Source organism: Bacillus sp. D386 (assembly GCF_006346415.1).
This window is the reverse complement of sequence record NZ_VEMV01000005.1, coordinates 221,792-240,831: the sequence shown is the minus strand read 5'-3', so window position 1 is coordinate 240,831 and position 19,040 is coordinate 221,792. Positions and strand designations below refer to the sequence as shown.

The window sequence follows — 19,040 nt, the reverse complement described above, 5'->3', positions numbered from 1 at the left end:
AAACGGCTTGCCCAGAAGCGAAGAGCATAAGACAGAGGCTCGTAGGGGAAGGTTTTTAGGAACAAAGGCTAAGAGCGCCACATCGTGTGGCAACGCCTTCGTGACCTACGTCCTGTAGCCCTCCGCAGAGACTATGCTTATGTCCTGAGCTTCTAGCCGTTGAAGCTAGATTGAATAAAAAGCTGAAACGGCTGATTTAAGGAACGAAGACTAAATGCGCCACGTCGTGTGGCAACGTCTTCATGACCTACATCCTGTAGGCCCGCGAAGAGCATAAGAGGAGGTGCGCAGGGAGAGTGTTTGATGGAACAAAGACTAAAGACACCACATCCTGTGGTAACGTCTTTGTGACCAACATCGTGTTGGCCTCCGTAGTGGCTATTCTTACGACCTCGAGCGGCTAGGCCCTGAAGCTGGATTAAATAAAAAGCTGAGACCTGTAGGCCCGCGAAGAGCATAAGACAGAGGCTCGTAGGGGAAGGCTTTAAGGAACAAAGGCTAAGAGCGCCACATCGTGTGGCAACGCCTTCGTGACCTACGTCCTGTAGCCCTCCGCAGAGACTATGCTTATGACTCGAGGAGTTAGGAGTTGAAGCTAGATTACTCAACACAAGGAGGAGATACAATGGAACTTAAAATACTGGAACTATGTCCGAATCATGCATTTGGTTATAAAACAGAATTATCATCCGGTCAACATACTAAATTAATGGAATATGAGTTTGCAAACATTGAATTGGCTCCATACAATGTTTTGGTTATTACGGATTTTGCAGATCAGGAGTATTTGTATAAACATAAAGAAAAAATAGAGCAATTCTTAAACGAAGGAAAGATTGTTGTCTTTTGTGGCCACTTATTCAGAGAATGGCTGCCAGGCTGTACGCCAATGATGCCGAAGAAGATTCGCGGCCATCAGGATTACCTAGTAGAGGTTCCTGAGGATTCACCGATTTTTAAAGGTGTAAAAGTAGAGGATATGGTATATACGAAGGGTGTTGCAGGTTTCTTTGCAAGAGGTTTTTATTTGCCACCGAAACATACGGAGATTTGCCTAACATTTACAGATGGTAAGGCCATTACGTACATTGATCGTGAAACAACGAATGGGACAGTTATTGTTCATGCTGGCAGGAGTTTATTAGGATATGGTCAGCGGAAAAACACAACAAATCAAATAACTCCTCAATTTATAGAGGTTCTTAAGAAGGAAATAGTACGCACCAAAGGAGTTGAGGCATAATGAGAAAAATAGCTGTGATTTATGGCGGGCATGCGCCGCATTATAGAACTTTTCATGAGCCAAAGTATGCGCAATTCATAGACTCTCTTATTTATCAGCTTGAATTGAAAGATTTTGATTTAACAGGATTTGATGTGTTGATTGTTCCTTCTCAATTAAATGGTCAAATACTGCTTGATAATAAAGAGAAGTTCTATGAGTTTGCTGATCAGGGCGGTATTATTGTGGCTATGGGTCCACAGCCATGGGAATGGCTCCCTAATCAAAAATGGGAAGAACGCGAGACGAATTTTTGGTGGTGGCTTGAAGAAAATGCAAATAGTGGGTTAGTAACTAAAAATGATGACCATGAATTTTTTAAGTATATTACGCTTGAGGATTCAACATGGCATCAACACGGAGTATTTTGGCCACCAGAGCATGCTACCACACTTATAGCTACGGATGATGGCGGATCTGTACTGTATATAGATGAACAATCAACTAAGGGCACTTGGATTATTACGACTCTTGATCCTGACTATCATTATGGTTCCTATTTTATGCCGGCAACTGAACGATTTTTAGATGGCCTTTTTCCATGGTTGTATCGTGGAGAATTTAAATAAGTCAATTTATCAGTTAAACTTTTAATCTATAACTTATGGATTATCCTTTATTATAATCACCCTAGCTTATTATTCTAATTTTACCCGTTAGGTGAAATAAGGATTAAAGTATCAATCATATATTGTTCTTTAACGAAAGCACGTAAAAAACCGAACTCTTTAAAAAAGGGCCCGGTTTTTTTTACGTGCTTTCTTTCCTTCTATGACAGTCAGTTTGACATCTGACTTTTTCTTAGGTCTGTTAATCAGCTGTTCTTTAGAAATGACAGTTAATCCATGTGTATTATGTTTGCTTCTTTTTGTTTTAATCATTTCATGTTTACGTTTCTTCTTGATTGTTTTTCGGGCTGCTTTCCTGTATGCCTGATACTCTCCACCCGAGTTACCATTCCTGAATCGTGTAATAACAAAATAAATCAACCCAACAACAGCGGCTCCAATGAGTACGTTTTTAATTAGTTCGAACGGGTTATTTATCAAAGTGGAAATTAACCCCAAAGCTGCGAAACCAAGAAGGATATAAATAATAATCATCGAATTCTTACGATTCACAGAAAGCACCTCCTTTAAGAGCATCATTGGCATATTTAGGAAAAAATAAACAATAAGCAAGGAAATTATTTTTCTTTTATTATTCTTTACACTATTTTTTCTTCGAGTAAACCTTGTTTGTAGTTATTTTCAGTTTCGAGCATTTTGTTAAATGATACGATGGCTACCTCAATTTGTTCATCGCTTGGTTCCTTTGTCGTTAAAAGCTGCAACCATAGTCCCGGATAACCTAAAAAGCGCAATACAGGAACGTTACGTACTTTATTGGTTAACTGCAGTACTTCGAATGATACACCTAGGACAATTGGTATTAAGGCAATTCGGTTTAAAATACGAATATAAAGGACATCAGAAGGAACGAACATATATAGAAAAACTCCAACAAATACGGTGAATAAAATAAAGCTGCTTCCGCATCGATAATGCAATCTAGATGCGTTACGAACATTTTCCACCGTTAATTCCTTATTGCTTTCAAATGCGTTGATAACCTTATGTTCTGCCCCATGGTATTGAAAGACTCTTTTTACGAGCGGTGTTAACGATACGATATAGATATATAGTAATAATAATGTGAGTTTGAAAAAACCTTCTAATAATACTTGTACTGTTTCTCCGGGTGCTATGCTCTTAAAAATAACAGCCAAAAATATTGGTACTACGGTAAAAAGTAATTTACTGAGTATAAAGGATAAAATCCCAATGCCTGCTACGCCCAAAATCATACCCAGTTTAGACGTTTCTTCTTCTTCAATCTTATGGTCATCTGCTGGGTCAACGTCATATCGATCTGTAGAGAAAGATAAATGCTTGGAGCCGATTGCACTGGATTCTAATAAAGCCACAATACCACGCAGAAACGGAATCTTTTTTAATTTTATCAGCAGGGGATGGCTTGTTTTTGGCAATGCATAGGAATCGAATGATCCATCTTTTCGTTTAATGGTTGTAACGGTACAATGTTTGCCTCCAAACATTACACCTTCTAATACAGCCTGTCCGCCGTAGATTGGCTTATTATCCAATTTATTCATCACTCCATAATGGTTAAGTTGTCTATATTATCTATTCTACAGAATTTTTCTCTATTTCACTAGTGATTGTTTCCATTTCTCTTATGAACTTTGTCTATTTCGCACATACTAGCAGTTGTGAGGTGATTGGATATGGAAACAGCAAAAGAAAAGCTGAAAAAGCCGATGGGCTATTATGGTGTAATTAATTCAGTTGGATTTTATGGAGGATTGCTTTGGGGTGCGATTTTTCAAATCTGTCACTATTTTCATTTTACGGAAATAGGTCCAACATTTCTTCTTCGCACATGGGTGAAAGCCGATTTTGTTAAAGGGTGGATGGGCGTGGTACTGTCAATTTTATGCTTGTGTCTTATTTCTATGCTCTTTGCTTATGTTTACTCCTTTATTTTTCGTAAGATGCAATCTTATTGGATTGGTATTGTTTATGGGATTGCTCTGTGGGGTCTTTCATTCCTTGTATTAAGGCCATTATTTCCAGGAATGAAAACGGTTGGGGAACTATCAGCGGATACCATTGTAACGACACTATGTATCTTTGTCTTGTACGGACTATTTGTCGGGTACTCCATTAGTTTTGAATATCATGAACGGAAACTAGAGGCAGAGGAAGGAAAGAAAGTAAAAGTGGATTCCGTCCAGTAATAGGTAGTCGAATTTTTCACTCTTGTGTTAAAATTGAAAGTATCACTTTAAAACACGGGAGCCTGGTTATGGATAAAAAAATTTATTTAATCAACGGACCAAATCTAAATTATCTGGGGTTTCGAGAGCCCGAGATTTATGGAAGAACGACTCTTGCAGATCTTGAAGAGTCGTTAGCGACTCAGTCTATAAAACTCGGGGCGCAATTGGTGTGTTTTCAATCCAATTACGAAGGAGCGATAATAGATAGGCTATATGAGGCGGAAACAAACTCGGCTTCAGGGATTATCTTAAACCCAGGGGCATTTACGCACTACAGCTATGCGATACGGGATGCGATCGCCTCTATTTCAGTTCCGGTAATAGAAGTACATATTTCAAATGTCCATGCCAGAGAACCTTTTCGTCATCAATCTGTCACTGCCCCTGTCACGAAGGGTCAAATTGTAGGGCTTGGGTTGAATGGCTATGAATTGGCGTTACGTGCTTTATTGACTACTTAATCATGAGGGAGAGGTCTATTCAATGGAAAAAATTCAGAGATTGCGTGAAAGATTAAGTCAGGAACATATTGATGCTATCATTATTACAAACCCATATAACCGCAGATATATTTCTAACTTTACTGGAACAGCGGGAGTAGTCGTAATTTCCCAGAAGGATGCAAAATTTATTACAGATTTTAGATACGTGGAGCAAGCGGGTAAACAGGCAGTTGGATTTGAGATTGTCAAACATAGCGGACCAATTCAAGATGAGATAGCAGCTCAATTGAAGGAAATGAATGCAAAAAAAATCGGGTTTGAACAGGATGACCTTACTTATGCTACCTATAAGTTATATGAAAAAGTTGTGGAAGGTGAACTTGTTCCTGTTTCCAATGTTGTTGAAAAATTGCGCTTGATTAAGACACCGCAAGAGATTAAGATATTAAAGGAAGCAGCAGACATAGCAGATGCTGCATTTAAACATATTATTGAGTATATTCGTCCAGGTTTAACTGAAATAGAAGTATCAAATGAATTAGAATTCTTTATGCGTAAAGCAGGGGCTACTTCATCATCATTTGATATCATTGTCGCTTCTGGTGCACGTTCTGCATTGCCGCACGGTGTTGCAACAGAAAAAGTAATAGAAAAAGGCGATTTTGTCACAATGGATTACGGTGCCCTTTATAATGGGTATATATCTGATATTACACGTACAGTGGCGGTCGGTAACCCAACTGATGAATTAAAGAAAATCTATGATGTTACCCTGGAAGCTCAGTTGTATGCAATGGAGCATATTAAACCGGGTATGACAGGTCGCGAAGCAGATGCTCTTGCAAGAGATATCATAGCTGCCAAAGGATATGGGGAATACTTCGGACATTCCCTTGGACATGGGATTGGGCTTGAAGTGCACGAAGGTCCTGGACTTTCTGCTAAATCTGATATTATTTTGGAAAAAGGCATGACTGTCACTTGTGAACCTGGTATTTATTTACCTGGAGTTGGAGGAGTAAGAATTGAAGATGATCTCCTTATTACGGATGATTCTAACGAAACCTTTACTCATTCAACGAAAGATTTACTTATTTTATAAGGCTGTAGGAGGCTATATTGTATGATTTCTGTTAATGATTTTAAAACTGGTTTAACAATTGAAGTGGATGGCGGTATCTGGCAAGTAATTGAATTCCAACACGTAAAACCTGGTAAAGGAGCTGCGTTTGTACGTTCTAAATTACGTAATCTTCGTACAGGTGCTATCCAGGAGAAAACTTTCCGTGCTGGTGAAAAAGTTGCTAAAGCACATATCGAAAACCGTAAAATGCAATACTTATATGCAAGTGGAGATAATCATGTGTTTATGGATAACGAAACATATGATCAAATCGAATTGTCATCTAAGCAAATCGAATATGAATTGAAATTCTTGAAAGAAAACATGGAAGTGTCTATCATGATGTTCCAAACGGAAACACTTGGCGTTCAGCTTCCAACAACTGTTACATTGGTAGTAACTGAAACAGAACCAGGTATCAAAGGTGATACAGCATCAGGCGGTACGAAACCAGCTACTGTTGAAACTGGTCTTACTGTTCAAGTTCCTTTCTTTGTAAATGAAGGTGACAAACTGATCATCAATACTTCTGATGCATCTTATGTATCAAGAGGTTAATAAATAGGTGTAAAGACTCCCGGGAGTAAATTCCCGGGAGTTTTTTGTTTAAGCCAAAATATATAGTGAACAACCCCGTCATCCAATTCCACCTTTCCTTAGTTCCGCCATTCCAATTAATTTACTGGATTCTTCTATCTCTATACCTTTTTCCGAATCTAAAGAGATTTTTATTTTACGGTTATAGTCATTTAACCGCGCGTTTGTTTCTAAAAAAGTCATAAACGGCCTGTCCATGAATACATTTTAAATAATGACAGACCAGGCGAGGGAGAGATATGGATTCAATCATTGAATTATTACCTCCGGCTATTGGCGCTGAGTTAAAAGAAATAGCCAAAAATCCAGGGGAAATTGAAGAAATAAGAATTAGAGTTGGAAGACCGCTTGAAGTCATGTTCGGAAATGGAATCACGTATGGGCATAAGCCTGTATTACGGGAGGATGCAGATTTATTTCTTAATAAAGTCAGCCAGTTTTCCTTTTATATGCTCGAGGAAGAGTTAAAACGCGGTTATATAACCGTTCAGGGAGGACATCGGATTGGTTTAGCAGGGAGAGTCATTCTAGAAAATGGAAGAGTGAAGGGACTTAGAGATATCACTTTTTTTAATATCCGGATTGCCAGACAAAAGAAGGGGTTGGTAAATGAATGGGTTCGTTATTTATATCATAATCGCTGGCTATCGACTCTGATTATCGGACCGCCGCAAACGGGGAAAACGACATTTTTAAGAGATCTAGCCCGCTATGCTTCCAGTGGAGATCGCTCCTATCCGATCCGTGCGATGAAAGTGGGAATTGTAGATGAGCGATCTGAAATTGCCGGATGTGTTCAAGGAGTTCCACAAATGGATTTCGGTATCAGAGTAGATGTGCTTGATGGCTGCCCAAAGGCTGAAGGAATGATGATGATGATTAGATCTATGAGCCCGGAAATCATTGTGGCCGATGAAATCGGAAGAATAGAAGATGCTGAGGCGATGATGGAAGCCGTAAACGCTGGTATAACGCTCTTTATAACGGCGCATGGACATTCGCTTGATGATATATTAGCCAGACCCATCATGAAAAACATCGTACAGGAAGCTAATTTTGAGAGAATTGTGGAACTCAAGAGAATAGATCGGCCAGGATGTATATCAAAAATAAAAGATCGTACAGGCAAGGTGCTATTTGATGGGGAAAGAGTGAGAATATGATTAAAATTTTAGGTGCAGTTTTAATTGTTATAGCTACATCCCTTATCGGCTTTGAAGTTTCTAAAAAATTAATCACCAGACCTAAACATATCCGTGATTTACGAGCGGCACTTCAAATTTTGGAAGCTGAAATTATGTATGGGCATTCTCCCTTAAAAGAAGCGGTATTAACACTGGCGAAACAAATTCCTGCTCCAGTTTCAATTCTTTTTTCGGACTTTGCAGGCAGGCTCGGCTCAGCCAATCAATCTGTGTCGGCAGCATGGGGTGAAAGTCTTGAAGTGGTAAGAAAACAATCAGAACTACAGCAAAAAGAAATAGATATCCTTCTCCAATTCGGAGAAACATTAGGTAGACATGATCGGGAGAGCCAGCAAAAACAAATTCAGTTGGCATTGGTTCATCTCGAGAGGGAGGAAGCAGATGCCGTTGATAAGCAGGTGAAATACGACAAAATGGCCAGAAGTCTAGGGTTTTTTGCAGGTCTGCTCATTGCCATTTTAATGATGTAGCGAGAGGGAGGATAGTGGGTTATGGGGATTGATATCGATATTATTTTTAAAATTGCAGGGGTCGGGCTGATTGTTGCGTTCATTCATACGATTCTTGATCAGGTGGGCAAGAAGGAATATTCACAATGGGTCATATTGGTGAGTTTTATTTATATCTTATTTAATGTGGCACAGGTGGTAGGTCAGTTGATTGATCGAATTAAATCCGTGTTTTTATTTCAATAGGAATATTGGGGTGATGAGCCATTGAAATGTTGCAGATAACGGGTGTTGCACTGGTTGGGGCATTTCTGGCAATGATCATCAAGGAACAAAAGCCAAATTTAGCTTTCTTACTTGTTGTATTTGTCGGAAGCGCTATATTTCTTTTTCTGATAGATAAAATCTACGAAATCATTCAAATGATTCAGCAATTGGCCGTTAATGCAAATGTGAATATGGTTTACTTACAAACAGTTTTGAAAATCATTGGAATTGCCTATATTGCTGAATTTACATCACAAATAACAAAAGATGCCGGGCAGGGTGCAATTGCTTCAAAAATTGAATTGGCTGGAAAGATTATTATCCTCACGATGGCCATTCCAATTTTAACGGTCATTATTGAAAGTGTCATTCAGATGATTCCTAACTAATCATTGTGGTGAAAGGTTTAAAGGGGCTGAAGAATAAATGAAGCAATTAAAGTGGACAAGTATCATCATTCTATTTCTAATTCTTAGCTTAAGCAATGGCCAAACAACTCAAGCCTCTCCCACCTCTACTGATTTGCCAGAAGAAACGCAGGCTGTTGAAACATTTAATGTGGGCGATATTCCTCTTGATGATTTAAAACAATTTTGGGATTCGGTTTACGAGGAATATGGAGGTTTTTTGCCTGAGTCCCAAAAAGGAAGCTTTGTAGATTTTATAAGTGGAGAGAAAAAATTCTCTTTAAAAGAATGGCTCAGTGGTATTCTCAAATTCATCTTCCATGAAATTATTGCTAATGGAAAATTACTCGGAACGCTCATTCTGTTGACTGTATTCAGTGTCTTTCTGCAAACATTGCAAAGCACATTTGAAAAAACATCTGTCAGTAAAGTGGCAAATGCAATTGTCTTTATGGTTTTGATGATTATTGCACTGAATAGCTTCTATGTAGCAGTTGATTATGTGATAGATACGATTGCCGCCATCACGGATTTTCTGGTTGCCTTAATCCCTTTATTGCTTGCGCTAATCGCAAGCTCTGGAGGTGTTCTGTCATCAGCATTCTTTCATCCGATGCTCCTGTTTTTAATGAATACGAGCGGAGCATTAATTGAATATATTGTTTTGCCGATGTTATTTCTATCGACTCTGCTAAGCATAGTCAGCATGCTTTCTGAGCACTACAAGGTCACTCAATTAGCTGGTTTATTACGAACCTGGAGTGTGGGATTGCTGGGTATCTTCATGACCGTATTTCTAGGCGTGATCTCCGTGCAAGGAGTATCAACTGCAGTGGCGGATGGAATTGGGATTAGAACAGCAAAATTTGTGACTGGGAATTTTATTCCGGTAGTTGGAAGGATGTTTACCGATGCAGCTGATACCGTAATTGGAGCATCTCTCCTCTTAAAAAATACAGTTGGGATAGCGGGTGTGGTCATTCTATTGATTATGACAGCTTTTCCAGCTTTAAAGATATTGTTAATCGCCATGGTATATAAGGTGGCTGCAGCGATTTTACAACCGCTTGGAGCTGGGCAGATGATTAAGTGTCTCGAGATCATCAGTAAAAATATCATTTTCGTTTTCGCTGCATTGGCCATTGTCAGCCTTATGTTCTTCCTGACTGTTACTGTAATCGTGGCTGCAGGAAATATCACGATGATGGTTCGATAGGAGGCTGAATGAATGAGTATTTTAACTGACTGGGTAACTAATATAATCGTTTTTATCTTATTTGCGATCATTTTGGACATGCTTCTCCCAAACTCGACCATGCAGAAATATACAAAGCTAGTTATCGGGTTACTTTTGATCGCTGTTTTCATCGCTCCCATTCTATCTATTTTTAATAAAAATTTTACAAGTAACATTCAGGAAAAAATCATGCAGAGCAGTACATGGAAAAATCCAAAATTAGAAAATTCAATGGAAAGTAAGAAAAGAGAAATAGAAGAGACACAGCAGGCATATATATTGGAACATATGGCTGTCCAATTAAAGAATGAAGCAGAAAAGGAGCTGATGGACCAAAGTAATTATGCCATTCAAGATATTACAATTACACTTTTGGATAAGAATGGAGAAATGAATGTAGAAAATATTGAAACCATACACGTGTTTGTGGCAGAAAGCCAAGAGTCCAGCTCAGAGGTTGTGCAGCCCGTAGAAAAAATTGATATTAACATTGATCAGAAACAAACCAATATGAATGATATACCGTCATCCGAACTATCCACAATACTATCTAATATATGGGGGATCGATTCAAATAAAATTGTAATCGGATTAAATGAAGGGGGTGATGGGCTTTGAAGAATGATTGGATTCAAAAGATTAAGGACTTATTGTCCAAAGGAGATGAGGGAGGCAAACAAAAGAAAACATATCGGTATCTTGCCATTATTTTAATTGCCGGTATATTACTGATGGTGGCAAGCATGTTTACGAATAAACCCACCTCTGAAAATGGACAAACAAATAAAGTTTTTCAAGCGAGTTCTACGCAAAATCAGAAAGAAGAGGAAGCGGTCACGACCTGGAAATCAACTTCATCAAAAAAGTCTGGATCAATCGGAGATATTGAAAAAATGTATGAAAGTGAATTGAAGGGTACATTGGAAACGATGCAAGGGGTATCAAATGTATCCGTTATCGTCAATATTGACGCAACAGAAACAAAGGTTTACGAAAAGAATTCAGTCGCGCAGCGCCAAACAACAGAAGAAACAGACCGTGATGGCGGGCAGAGAAAGGTTGAGGATTTTTCAACAGATGAAAAGATTGTGATTATACGCGAAGGGGATAAAGAGGTTCCTCTGGTTAGAGAAACGAAGAAACCGGCTATTCGTGGAGTATTAATTGTGGCAAAGGGAGCAGATGATGTTCGTGTAAAAAAGGAAATCATTGATGCGGTAACCAGGGTGCTGGATGTACCAAGTCACCGTGTAGCCGTATCAGCTAAAAAATAAGGATTTTAAGGAGGAAAAATATGTTGTTAAGAAAGCAAACAGTTTGGTTATTGACGATGTTAAGTTTGGTGGCGGTGCTAAGTGTATATTATATAACAACACCACAGGATACAGCGGTAAATCAGGAACAGGATACTCAGACTACGAAAGAAAAAACAAATACAAATTCGTCTAAAGATTCAACTGAAAATGAAGAGTCTTCCACAGTTATAACAAATGAATCAAGTGATTCTATTTTTGAAGCGATGCGTATTGATCTGAATGATGAAAGAAGCAGGCAGAAAGAGGAACTGACAAATAAAGTTGCTTCAAGCGATTTATCGGAAGAAGAGAGAGTGGAAGCACACGCACAGATTGAGGCATTGGCCGAAATGTCCACAAAAGAGGATATGCTAGAGACGATGATTATTGCGCTTGGTTATAAAGACGCATTGGTAAGGGCTGATGGTGATCAAATTCAAATTACTGTAAAAGCTGATAAACAGGATGCAGGGGCTGCAAATGAAATTATCCAAATGGTCACAAAAGAAATTGGCAAAACAAATGCAGTTGCTGTTGAATTTCAACCGGAAAAATAATACCAATCTATGAAACGATATCGGTGAGCTGCCGATATCGTTTTTGGTGTAAGGAAAGAGTTAAAAGTCAATTCCCCTCCATAATTGCTAGTTTATATAATTCAAATCACAACTACCAGCAAATGATGGAGCGTAATCAGGTGAACAGTGTTCTCAAAATGTTAGTATTGGCAGGAAGCTATACTCTGTGTAGCCATCAGTAAATAAAAATGGAATCGGACAAGTTGGCGTATCTGAAAAAGGATTTTAGGTAATCTGTGATTATCTGGAATACGTCCAGAGAGATTAGGAAACTCTTTAAAAGCAGGCCGGCAAAATTCTGTTTATATAGTTTTACAGATATTTAACGTAGCTCATCTCAGGGTGGGATTATTAGTTTTAGTAAACAATCCAATAATTTTATATGTAAATAAAAAGGATTGTGAGGTGTTTTTATCGAACTTGTAAATAACCTGCCATAAGAGAAAGCAGAGGAGGGAGTTAAATTAGGAAAGCTTCTAAATTGATCTATAGAGATTTTACTAGTGAAATTTAAATGCTTTTTTTGAGGAAATAAACTACTCACTTCATTGCCGAATCAAGCAGCTAGAGTAAGTTTTGTATGCGCATACAGACTGAATAACTGGATTTTTTTAATAATCTTTTTAACAAAAATTAGAAACTTGCAAAAGGGGTATCTATTTATCAAAATTGAATTTCTACCAGCTATTATAGTATTATATTAGTATCTGGTCATAAATAGGAGGGGTGGTTCCTGATGAAAGTACAGGAAATAAGAGAAATTATAAAATTAATTAACCAAACAACTATTAATGAGTTTGAGTTTGAACAAGAGGGTACAAAAATAAAAATTATTAAAAGTACTGGATTAGAAAACAGTATACAACCAACAGATGCACCAGTGCCTGCACCGGCAGTACAATCTGTATCTAAACAAGAGGTTCAATCTGAGAGTATAGAAGAGAAACCGCCTGTTGTGGGAGAAAAAACAGAACAACCATCCAACCTTCACAAGATTACTTCGCCAATGGTTGGCACATTTTATGGAGCATCATCGCCTGATGAAGACCCATACATAAAAATTGGTGAAAAAGTTAAGAAGGATACAATTGTTTGCATTGTGGAAGCGATGAAATTGTTTAATGAAATTGAGGCTGAAGTTTCCGGTGAGATTGTGGAAGTATTGGTGGAAGATGGCCAATTGATTGAATACGGTCAACCTCTGTTTTTAGTAAAAGCCGAATAGGAGGAACCGACTCATGATAAAGAAAGTACTAATTGCAAACCGTGGTGAAATTGCCGTTCGAATTATCCGCGCCTGCAAGGAATTAGATATTGAAACGGTAGCTGTTTATTCTGAAGCTGATAAAACTGCCCTGCATGTACAAATTGCGGATGAAGCCTACTGTATTGGGCCCACTGCCTCTAAGGACAGTTATTTAAATAAGGTAAATATAATCAGTCTGGCAAAATTAACAGGATGTGATGCTATTCATCCAGGCTACGGCTTTTTAGCCGAAAATGCTGATTTCGCCGAAATGTGTAAAGAATGTCATCTGATTTTTATTGGCCCGTCAGCGGATGCCATTTCAAAAATGGGTACAAAGGATGTAGCTAGAGAGACCATGCGCGCGGCCGGTGTACCGGTAGTGCCAGGTTCGAGAGGAATTGTGGATGATGAAGATGCTGCCATTCAGGTTGCTTCTGACATCGGATATCCGGTCATTATTAAAGCGACTGCCGGGGGCGGCGGTAAAGGGATTCGAATAGCAAGAGATGAAGCCGATCTGCTAAAAGGTTTTCGCATTACCCGCCAAGAGGCATTAACTGCTTTTGGCAATCCCGGTGTTTATATTGAAAAATTTATTGAAGATTTCCGCCATGTTGAAATTCAGGTTTTAGGGGACACGTTTGGGAATGTCATCCATCTGGGTGAAAGAGATTGTTCAATTCAAAGAAGAATGCAAAAGCTCGTAGAAGAAACACCTTCGCCTGCAATTGATAGTGAAATGAGAGCCGAAATGGGCGAAGCGGCAGTGACTGCAGCAAAAGCTGTCGATTATACCGGAGCGGGAACAGTTGAGTTTATTTTCGATCATCACAAGCGAAAATTTTATTTCATGGAAATGAATACAAGGATTCAAGTTGAACATCCTGTTACAGAGATGGTGACTGGAATTGATTTAATTAAGGAGCAAATCAGAGTAGCCTCCGGTGAAAAATTATCGGTTGAGCAAAATGATGTTCAATTTAACGGTTGGGCAATTGAATGCAGAATCAATGCGGAAAATCCGAATAAAAATTTTATGCCGTCAGCGGGTCAAGTGGAAATGTATTTACCCCCAGGTGGATTTGGCGTAAGGGTTGATTCGGCAGCATATACAGGCTATTTTATTCCTCCATATTACGATTCTATGGTAGCAAAATTGATAGTCCATGCTCCAACGAGAGACGAAGCTGTTCAAAAAATGAAACGTGCATTATCAGAATTTGTAGTCGAAGGTATTGAAACAACCATACCCTTTCATTTAAGGTTAATGAACCATGATGTTTTTGTTTCTGGAGATTTTAACACAAAATTTCTTGAAACTTATGACGTTATGAATCCATAATAGAGGTAGAAGATTTGGAGGTGTATGACATGGAACAAAATCAAACAGTAGATTTAGAGAGCTATGATGATGGATTGGGCAAGGTTGAAATTGCCCCTGAAGTTATTGAGGTGATCACTGGTATAGCAGCAAGTGAAGTAGAAGGAATTGCCCAAATGCGAGGTAATTTTGCTTCAGGTGTTGTAGAAAAGCTTGGTAAAAAGAATCATGGCAAAGGTGTAAAAGTTGAACTTAATGAGGACAGCATTAAAATTGATGTTTATTGCCTTGTGAAATTCGGTGTATCTATCCCGAAAGTAGCTCAGGAAGCACAGGAGAATATCCGCCAAACATTATTAAATATGACTGCTCTTGAAGCAACTGAAGTGAATATTCATATTGTTGGCATTCAATTTGAAACAGCTAAAGCTGAATCAGATTACCAGGATACAATCTAAATAATTGTATAACTAATGGTGTATAGGCTGCCCTCATTGTGGCACTGACGCACCGACTAAAAAGCACTCAGAACTGAACTTCCCTATATTAAGTTAGGTATTCATCTAACTTTCTTGGGGTAGATCAGCCATACTGAGTGCTTTTATTTTTTGGAAACAAATTTTGTATATAGTTCACTATAAGGGAAATAATGGGAGATCTAAGATGTCGTTCGCATCTGCAGGTAAGTTAATAGTAAATCACTTAATGACAATCTTTAAATGATGTTACTATACTACCTTTACTTGTCATGATGTGGTATGATTTCATATATGATACGAGGTGCACAAAGTTTAGTGTACTTTTCGAAAGTAAAGGAGTAAGAATTATTCATGAAACGCAGAGAGGCAAGAGAAAAAGCTCTTCAAGCTCTTTTTCAAATAGACGTTGGGAAAGTAGAAAGAGAACTAGCTATAGAACATGTGGTGGAAGAATCAGAGGCAGATCCCTATTTGGTTCAATTGGTAAATGGAACGACAGATCAGTTGGAAAAGATAGATAGTCTTATTATATCCAATTTAGAGAATTGGAAATTGGACCGTCTTTCTAATATAGATCGTAATATTTTAAGAATAACTACATACGAACTGTTATTCAACGAAGAAGTTCCGCAGAACGCTGCCATTAACGAAGCAATCGAATTAGCTAAACTATTTGGGGATGATCAGTCTCCGAAGTTTATTAATGCAGTATTATCCAAGATAAAAGAATCTTTATAAATAGAAAAGATGATAAGATTTTAAGGGGGAGCTGCTGTCATGCCGGCACAGATACTTAACGGGAAATCGATATCAGCAACAATCCGCGAAGAGATTGCAAGTGAAGTTGAATTATTAAAAGAAAACGGCATTATACCAGGTCTTGCGGTTATCCTGGTCGGTGACGATCAGGCATCGCAAACATATGTGCGAAATAAAGAAAAAGCATGTGAACAATTGGCGATGAAATCCGAGTTGATCACCTACCCTGCATCTATTTCCGAAGACAGGCTTCTTGATAAGCTTGTAGAGCTGAATCATCGTCCGGATATCCATGGGATTTTAGTTCAGTTACCTTTACCGGGGCATATTGATGAAAAACGGGTAATTGAAACGATTGATCCTGCTAAGGATGTAGATGGTTTTCACCCAATTAATATTGGCCGAATGATGACCAAGCAGGAGGCATTGTTGCCTTGTACACCATTTGGGATATTAAAAATGGTACAAAAAACAGGAATTGAGATTGCCGGTAAACATGTTGTGGTTGTGGGTCGAAGTAATATTGTCGGCAAACCTGTCGGACAGCTATTTTTAAATGAGAATGCGACCGTAACCTATTGTCATTCAAAAACAGTCGATCTGAGACACTTCACTAAGCAGGCCGATATCCTGATTGCAGCGGTGGGAATTGCTAAAATGATTAAAGCGGATGATATAAAAGAAGGCGCTATAGTAATTGATGTTGGTATGAACAGGGATGAATCGAATAAATTATGCGGTGATGTCGATTTTGATGATGTCATACACAAAGCATCTTATATCACGCCTGTTCCCGGTGGTGTTGGTCCGATGACAATTACGATGCTCATGTATAATACGGTTCAAGTTGCTAAAAAATCTTTGTAAAATAATAAAGAGTATGATTATAAAAAGCTGCCGAAAATTGCTATAATAACATTTACGGCAGCTTTTTTATGTGTAAAATAATAATTCGAAGAAGGAGGCCATATATAAAATGGAGAAAAATCAATATTTAACTGTGGCCGCCTTAACCAAGTATATTAAACGAAAATTTGATGCAGATCCTCATCTTGCGGATATTTATGTAAAGGGAGAAATATCAAATTTCAAAAAGCATTCCAGCGGTCATATGTACTTGACATTAAAGGATGATAAATCAAGAATTAATGCGGTGATGTTTGCTAAATCTGCACAATCGCTCGCGTTTACTCCTGAAAACGGGATGAAGGTTCTGTTGCGAGGAGAAATACGTGTTTATGAACCTACCGGCGGATATCAAATGTACATAAAAGAAATGATGCCTGATGGGATTGGAGAGCTCTTTATTGCATTTGAGCAGTTGAAGAAAAAGCTCGAGCAAGAAGGACTCTTTCAAAGGATGTATAAAAAGCCAATCCCCCTGTTTCCGGCTAAAATTGGAGTGATTACGTCTCCAACTGGAGCTGCGATTCGCGATATTATTACGACCTTAAAAAGGCGTTATCCAATTGGGGAAATTTTGATCTTTCCGGCTTTAGTTCAAGGGAAACAGGCAGCACCCTCTATCGTAAAAGCGATTGAACAAGCAAATGAGTATCCGATTGATGTCTTAATTGTCGGTCGGGGCGGTGGATCTATTGAAGAATTATGGGCATTTAATGAAGAAATAGTCGCAAGAGCTATCTATGCTTCTAAAATACCGATTATTTCAGCTGTTGGCCATGAAACAGATACAACGATCAGTGATTTTGTAGCTGATTTAAGAGCTCCTACTCCTACTGGGGCAGCAGAAATGGCAGCGCCAAGGGTAAGTGATATTGCAGAACGGATTACTATAATGGAAACGAAGCTGATTCGTTACTCTAATCAGCGGATTGAAACAGAGAAAAATCGCTTGTCTGCTATTCATAAATCATATGCTTTCAAATATCCCCACCTGTTATATCAACAAAAATTAGAGCAGCTGGATAGAGTGGCGGAGCGTATTTCACGGAACAGCAAGCTTTATTTCGAACGTAAACAAGACCAATTGTTGGCACTCACGAAAGCGGTGGAGCGTAATATTCCATTGAATTCGATATCGAGAAAAATACGTGAAATTGAACAAATAGAGTCTCGCATGACCCGTGCGGCTGTCCATACAGTTAAAAGTAAACAGCGGGATTATTTGAATACGGTAACGCTTCTTGAGGCAGTCAGCCCTCTTAAGATTATGGAAAAGGGGTTTGGACTGGTTTATAAAGATGAAGATAACTTGATAAAATCAACTGAGTCTGTAAAAATAGGCGATCAAATAACAGTTGTTGTACAAGACGGTGAAATCGACTGTACGGTTAATGATATTAGGGAGAGTGATTGATATGAGTAAAAAGGAAGAGGTTGCTATCACATTTGAAGAGGCAATGTCTAAGCTTGAAGGAATCGTGGCGCGACTCGAGGATGGAGAAGTACCATTGGAAGAGTCGATTAATCTTTACAAAGAAGGAATGGAGTTATCCAAATGGTGTCATGATAAGCTTAAAACAGCTGAAGAGCAATTAACGTTAATTATGAAAGAAGATGCGTTTAAGCCATTTTCCATTGATGAGGAGGAGTAACATGGAAGAGTTTGCTTCCTTCTTAAATAGTAATAAACATCAAATTGAGTCAAGGATGGAAGAAATCGTCTCTAATTTAAATACCCCGTCAACTCTCCAAAAGGCAATGGGTTATTCTTTGGAAGCCGGCGGAAAAAGACTAAGGCCTTTATTAGTGCTGGCTGTTTTACATGCCTTTGGCAAAGAGGGAGAGATTGGCCTTGATACAGCATGTGCTATTGAAATGATACATACGTATTCATTGATTCACGACGATCTCCCGTGTATGGATAATGATGACCTAAGAAGAGGCAAGCCAACGAACCATAAGGTATTTGGAGAGGGAATGGCAGTCCTGGCGGGCGATGCACTCCTTACATTAGCATTTGAAGTCGTTGCTAATCAGTCTAAATATGAAATAAACCCGTCAGTCAAACTTGAATTAGTTCTTGAATTGGCGAGAGCAGCCGGAGCTGAGGGCATGGTTGGGGGTCAAGTGGCCGATATAGAAGCAGAGGAAAATGGTGTTGATTTACAGGGTCTTGAGTATATCCATGAAAATAAGACTGGTAAACTACTTGGGTACAGCATTATGGCCGGAGCCATACTTGCGGGAGCAAGCTTGGAACAGAAGGAGAAGCTAAGGGAGTTTTCCCGCCATCTTGGCCTTGCTTTCCAAATCCGCGATGATATTCTTGATGTTGAGGGTTCCGAAAGTGTAATAGGTAAACCTGTAGGAAGCGATGTTACTAATCATAAAAGTACATATCCATCCCTTTTAACAATGGATAAAGCTAAAATAATGCTGGATCAGCATATTCATTCAGCAAGAATATTACTTTCCGAAATTGATTTTAATGAGACCTTATTACTGAAGTTTGTTGAATTGGTAGCAAACCGTGACCATTGATTTGGAAGGTTTTCCATCCAAATCCACTTACCTAGAATTATGATGTATGCTATACTTTTT

Annotated in this window: 25 protein-coding genes; 22 read left to right on the top strand and 3 right to left on the bottom strand. The window is 38.7% G+C overall.

What is annotated here, in order from left to right:
- Positions 1 to 625 precede the first annotated feature (625 nt).
- Entirely contained in the window at positions 626 to 1,243 is a 618-nt protein-coding gene (locus FHY45_RS16115) for a phosphate starvation-inducible protein PhoH (RefSeq protein ID WP_139892490.1), read from the top strand.
- Positions 1,243 to 1,851, top strand: a complete 609-nt coding sequence (locus tag FHY45_RS16110; RefSeq protein WP_066104987.1) for a hypothetical protein — start codon at positions 1,243 to 1,245, stop codon at positions 1,849 to 1,851. The genes FHY45_RS16115 and FHY45_RS16110 overlap by 1 nt, the downstream gene beginning before the upstream one ends.
- Before the next feature lie 159 nt (positions 1,852 to 2,010).
- Here FHY45_RS16110 and FHY45_RS16105 read toward each other — a convergent pair whose 3' ends face one another.
- On the bottom strand, positions 2,011 to 2,403 hold the full coding sequence (locus FHY45_RS16105) for an SA1362 family protein (RefSeq protein WP_077248061.1): 393 nt from the start codon (positions 2,401 to 2,403) through the stop codon (positions 2,011 to 2,013).
- A gap of 86 nt (positions 2,404 to 2,489) precedes the next feature.
- On the bottom strand, positions 2,490 to 3,437 hold the full coding sequence (locus FHY45_RS16100) for a DUF1385 domain-containing protein (protein ID WP_066104984.1): 948 nt from the start codon (positions 3,435 to 3,437) through the stop codon (positions 2,490 to 2,492).
- 132 nt (positions 3,438 to 3,569) lie between these two features.
- Here FHY45_RS16100 and FHY45_RS16095 point away from each other — a divergent pair, with 132 nt between their 5' ends.
- The 4 genes from FHY45_RS16095 to efp all read left to right on the top strand — a co-directional run bounded on the left by FHY45_RS16095 (position 3,570) and on the right by efp (position 6,248).
- On the top strand, positions 3,570 to 4,082 hold the full coding sequence (locus FHY45_RS16095; protein WP_066104981.1) for a YqhR family membrane protein: 513 nt from the start codon (positions 3,570 to 3,572) through the stop codon (positions 4,080 to 4,082).
- A 68-nt stretch (positions 4,083 to 4,150) separates the two neighbouring features.
- On the top strand, positions 4,151 to 4,585 hold the full coding sequence (gene aroQ, locus FHY45_RS16090) for a type II 3-dehydroquinate dehydratase (protein ID WP_139892488.1): 435 nt from the start codon (positions 4,151 to 4,153) through the stop codon (positions 4,583 to 4,585).
- 22 nt (positions 4,586 to 4,607) lie between these two features.
- Positions 4,608 to 5,669, top strand: a complete 1,062-nt coding sequence (locus FHY45_RS16085; RefSeq protein ID WP_139892486.1) for a M24 family metallopeptidase — start codon at positions 4,608 to 4,610, stop codon at positions 5,667 to 5,669.
- Between the two features lie 21 nt (positions 5,670 to 5,690).
- Entirely contained in the window at positions 5,691 to 6,248 is a 558-nt protein-coding gene (gene efp, locus FHY45_RS16080) for an elongation factor P (RefSeq protein WP_066104976.1), read from the top strand.
- Between the two features lie 78 nt (positions 6,249 to 6,326).
- Here the strand turns inward: efp and FHY45_RS20645 are convergent, their stop codons facing one another.
- A complete protein-coding gene (locus tag FHY45_RS20645; RefSeq protein ID WP_180350001.1) occupies positions 6,327 to 6,470 on the bottom strand; it encodes a hypothetical protein in 144 nt (47 codons plus the stop codon).
- Positions 6,471 to 6,526: 56 nt separating this feature from the next.
- Here FHY45_RS20645 and spoIIIAA point away from each other — a divergent pair, with 56 nt between their 5' ends.
- The 16 genes from spoIIIAA to FHY45_RS16000 all read left to right on the top strand — a co-directional run bounded on the left by spoIIIAA (position 6,527) and on the right by FHY45_RS16000 (position 18,980).
- Positions 6,527 to 7,450, top strand: coding sequence for a stage III sporulation protein AA (gene spoIIIAA / locus FHY45_RS16075; RefSeq protein ID WP_066104973.1), 924 nt, complete (start codon positions 6,527 to 6,529; stop codon positions 7,448 to 7,450).
- Positions 7,447 to 7,962, top strand: coding sequence for a stage III sporulation protein SpoIIIAB (gene spoIIIAB, locus FHY45_RS16070; protein WP_066104970.1), 516 nt, complete (start codon positions 7,447 to 7,449; stop codon positions 7,960 to 7,962). Before spoIIIAA ends, spoIIIAB begins: the two co-directional genes overlap by 4 nt.
- Before the next feature lie 21 nt (positions 7,963 to 7,983).
- On the top strand, positions 7,984 to 8,187 hold the full coding sequence (gene spoIIIAC / locus FHY45_RS16065; RefSeq protein ID WP_049670184.1) for a stage III sporulation protein AC: 204 nt from the start codon (positions 7,984 to 7,986) through the stop codon (positions 8,185 to 8,187).
- A gap of 26 nt (positions 8,188 to 8,213) precedes the next feature.
- A complete protein-coding gene (spoIIIAD, locus tag FHY45_RS16060; protein ID WP_066104967.1) occupies positions 8,214 to 8,597 on the top strand; it encodes a stage III sporulation protein AD in 384 nt (127 codons plus the stop codon).
- Between the two features lie 37 nt (positions 8,598 to 8,634).
- Positions 8,635 to 9,831 (top strand): stage III sporulation protein AE, encoded by a 1,197-nt coding sequence (gene spoIIIAE / locus FHY45_RS16055; protein ID WP_066104964.1) that lies wholly within the window; start codon positions 8,635 to 8,637, stop codon positions 9,829 to 9,831.
- 12 nt (positions 9,832 to 9,843) lie between these two features.
- Positions 9,844 to 10,470 carry a stage III sporulation protein AF gene (gene spoIIIAF, locus FHY45_RS16050; protein WP_066104961.1) on the top strand — a complete coding sequence of 209 codons (627 nt, stop codon included), beginning with the start codon at positions 9,844 to 9,846 and terminating at the stop codon, positions 10,468 to 10,470.
- Complete coding sequence (spoIIIAG, locus tag FHY45_RS16045; RefSeq protein ID WP_066104959.1) at positions 10,467 to 11,126, top strand: stage III sporulation protein AG; 660 nt, start codon at positions 10,467 to 10,469, stop codon at positions 11,124 to 11,126. The genes spoIIIAF and spoIIIAG overlap by 4 nt, the downstream gene beginning before the upstream one ends.
- A 20-nt stretch (positions 11,127 to 11,146) precedes the next feature.
- Positions 11,147 to 11,704: a SpoIIIAH-like family protein gene (locus FHY45_RS16040; protein WP_066104956.1), complete on the top strand. Its 558-nt coding sequence runs from the start codon at positions 11,147 to 11,149 to the stop codon at positions 11,702 to 11,704.
- 754 nt (positions 11,705 to 12,458) lie between these two features.
- Positions 12,459 to 12,950 (top strand): acetyl-CoA carboxylase biotin carboxyl carrier protein, encoded by a 492-nt coding sequence (accB, locus tag FHY45_RS16035; protein ID WP_066104953.1) that lies wholly within the window; start codon positions 12,459 to 12,461, stop codon positions 12,948 to 12,950.
- A gap of 13 nt (positions 12,951 to 12,963) precedes the next feature.
- Positions 12,964 to 14,316 (top strand): acetyl-CoA carboxylase biotin carboxylase subunit, encoded by a 1,353-nt coding sequence (gene accC, locus FHY45_RS16030; RefSeq protein ID WP_066104950.1) that lies wholly within the window; start codon positions 12,964 to 12,966, stop codon positions 14,314 to 14,316.
- A 29-nt stretch (positions 14,317 to 14,345) separates the two neighbouring features.
- Positions 14,346 to 14,753: an Asp23/Gls24 family envelope stress response protein gene (locus FHY45_RS16025; protein WP_066104947.1), complete on the top strand. Its 408-nt coding sequence runs from the start codon at positions 14,346 to 14,348 to the stop codon at positions 14,751 to 14,753.
- Positions 14,754 to 15,125: 372 nt separating this feature from the next.
- Entirely contained in the window at positions 15,126 to 15,512 is a 387-nt protein-coding gene (gene nusB / locus FHY45_RS16020) for a transcription antitermination factor NusB (protein ID WP_066104944.1), read from the top strand.
- A gap of 39 nt (positions 15,513 to 15,551) precedes the next feature.
- Entirely contained in the window at positions 15,552 to 16,400 is an 849-nt protein-coding gene (folD, locus tag FHY45_RS16015) for a bifunctional methylenetetrahydrofolate dehydrogenase/methenyltetrahydrofolate cyclohydrolase FolD (RefSeq protein WP_066104942.1), read from the top strand.
- A 109-nt stretch (positions 16,401 to 16,509) separates the two neighbouring features.
- Positions 16,510 to 17,853, top strand: coding sequence for an exodeoxyribonuclease VII large subunit (xseA, locus tag FHY45_RS16010; protein WP_066104940.1), 1,344 nt, complete (start codon positions 16,510 to 16,512; stop codon positions 17,851 to 17,853).
- 1 nt (position 17,854) lies between these two features.
- A complete protein-coding gene (gene xseB / locus FHY45_RS16005; RefSeq protein ID WP_066104937.1) occupies positions 17,855 to 18,091 on the top strand; it encodes an exodeoxyribonuclease VII small subunit in 237 nt (78 codons plus the stop codon).
- A gap of 1 nt (position 18,092) precedes the next feature.
- Entirely contained in the window at positions 18,093 to 18,980 is an 888-nt protein-coding gene (locus FHY45_RS16000; RefSeq protein WP_066104933.1) for a polyprenyl synthetase family protein, read from the top strand.
- The last annotated feature ends 60 nt before the right edge of the window (positions 18,981 to 19,040 follow it).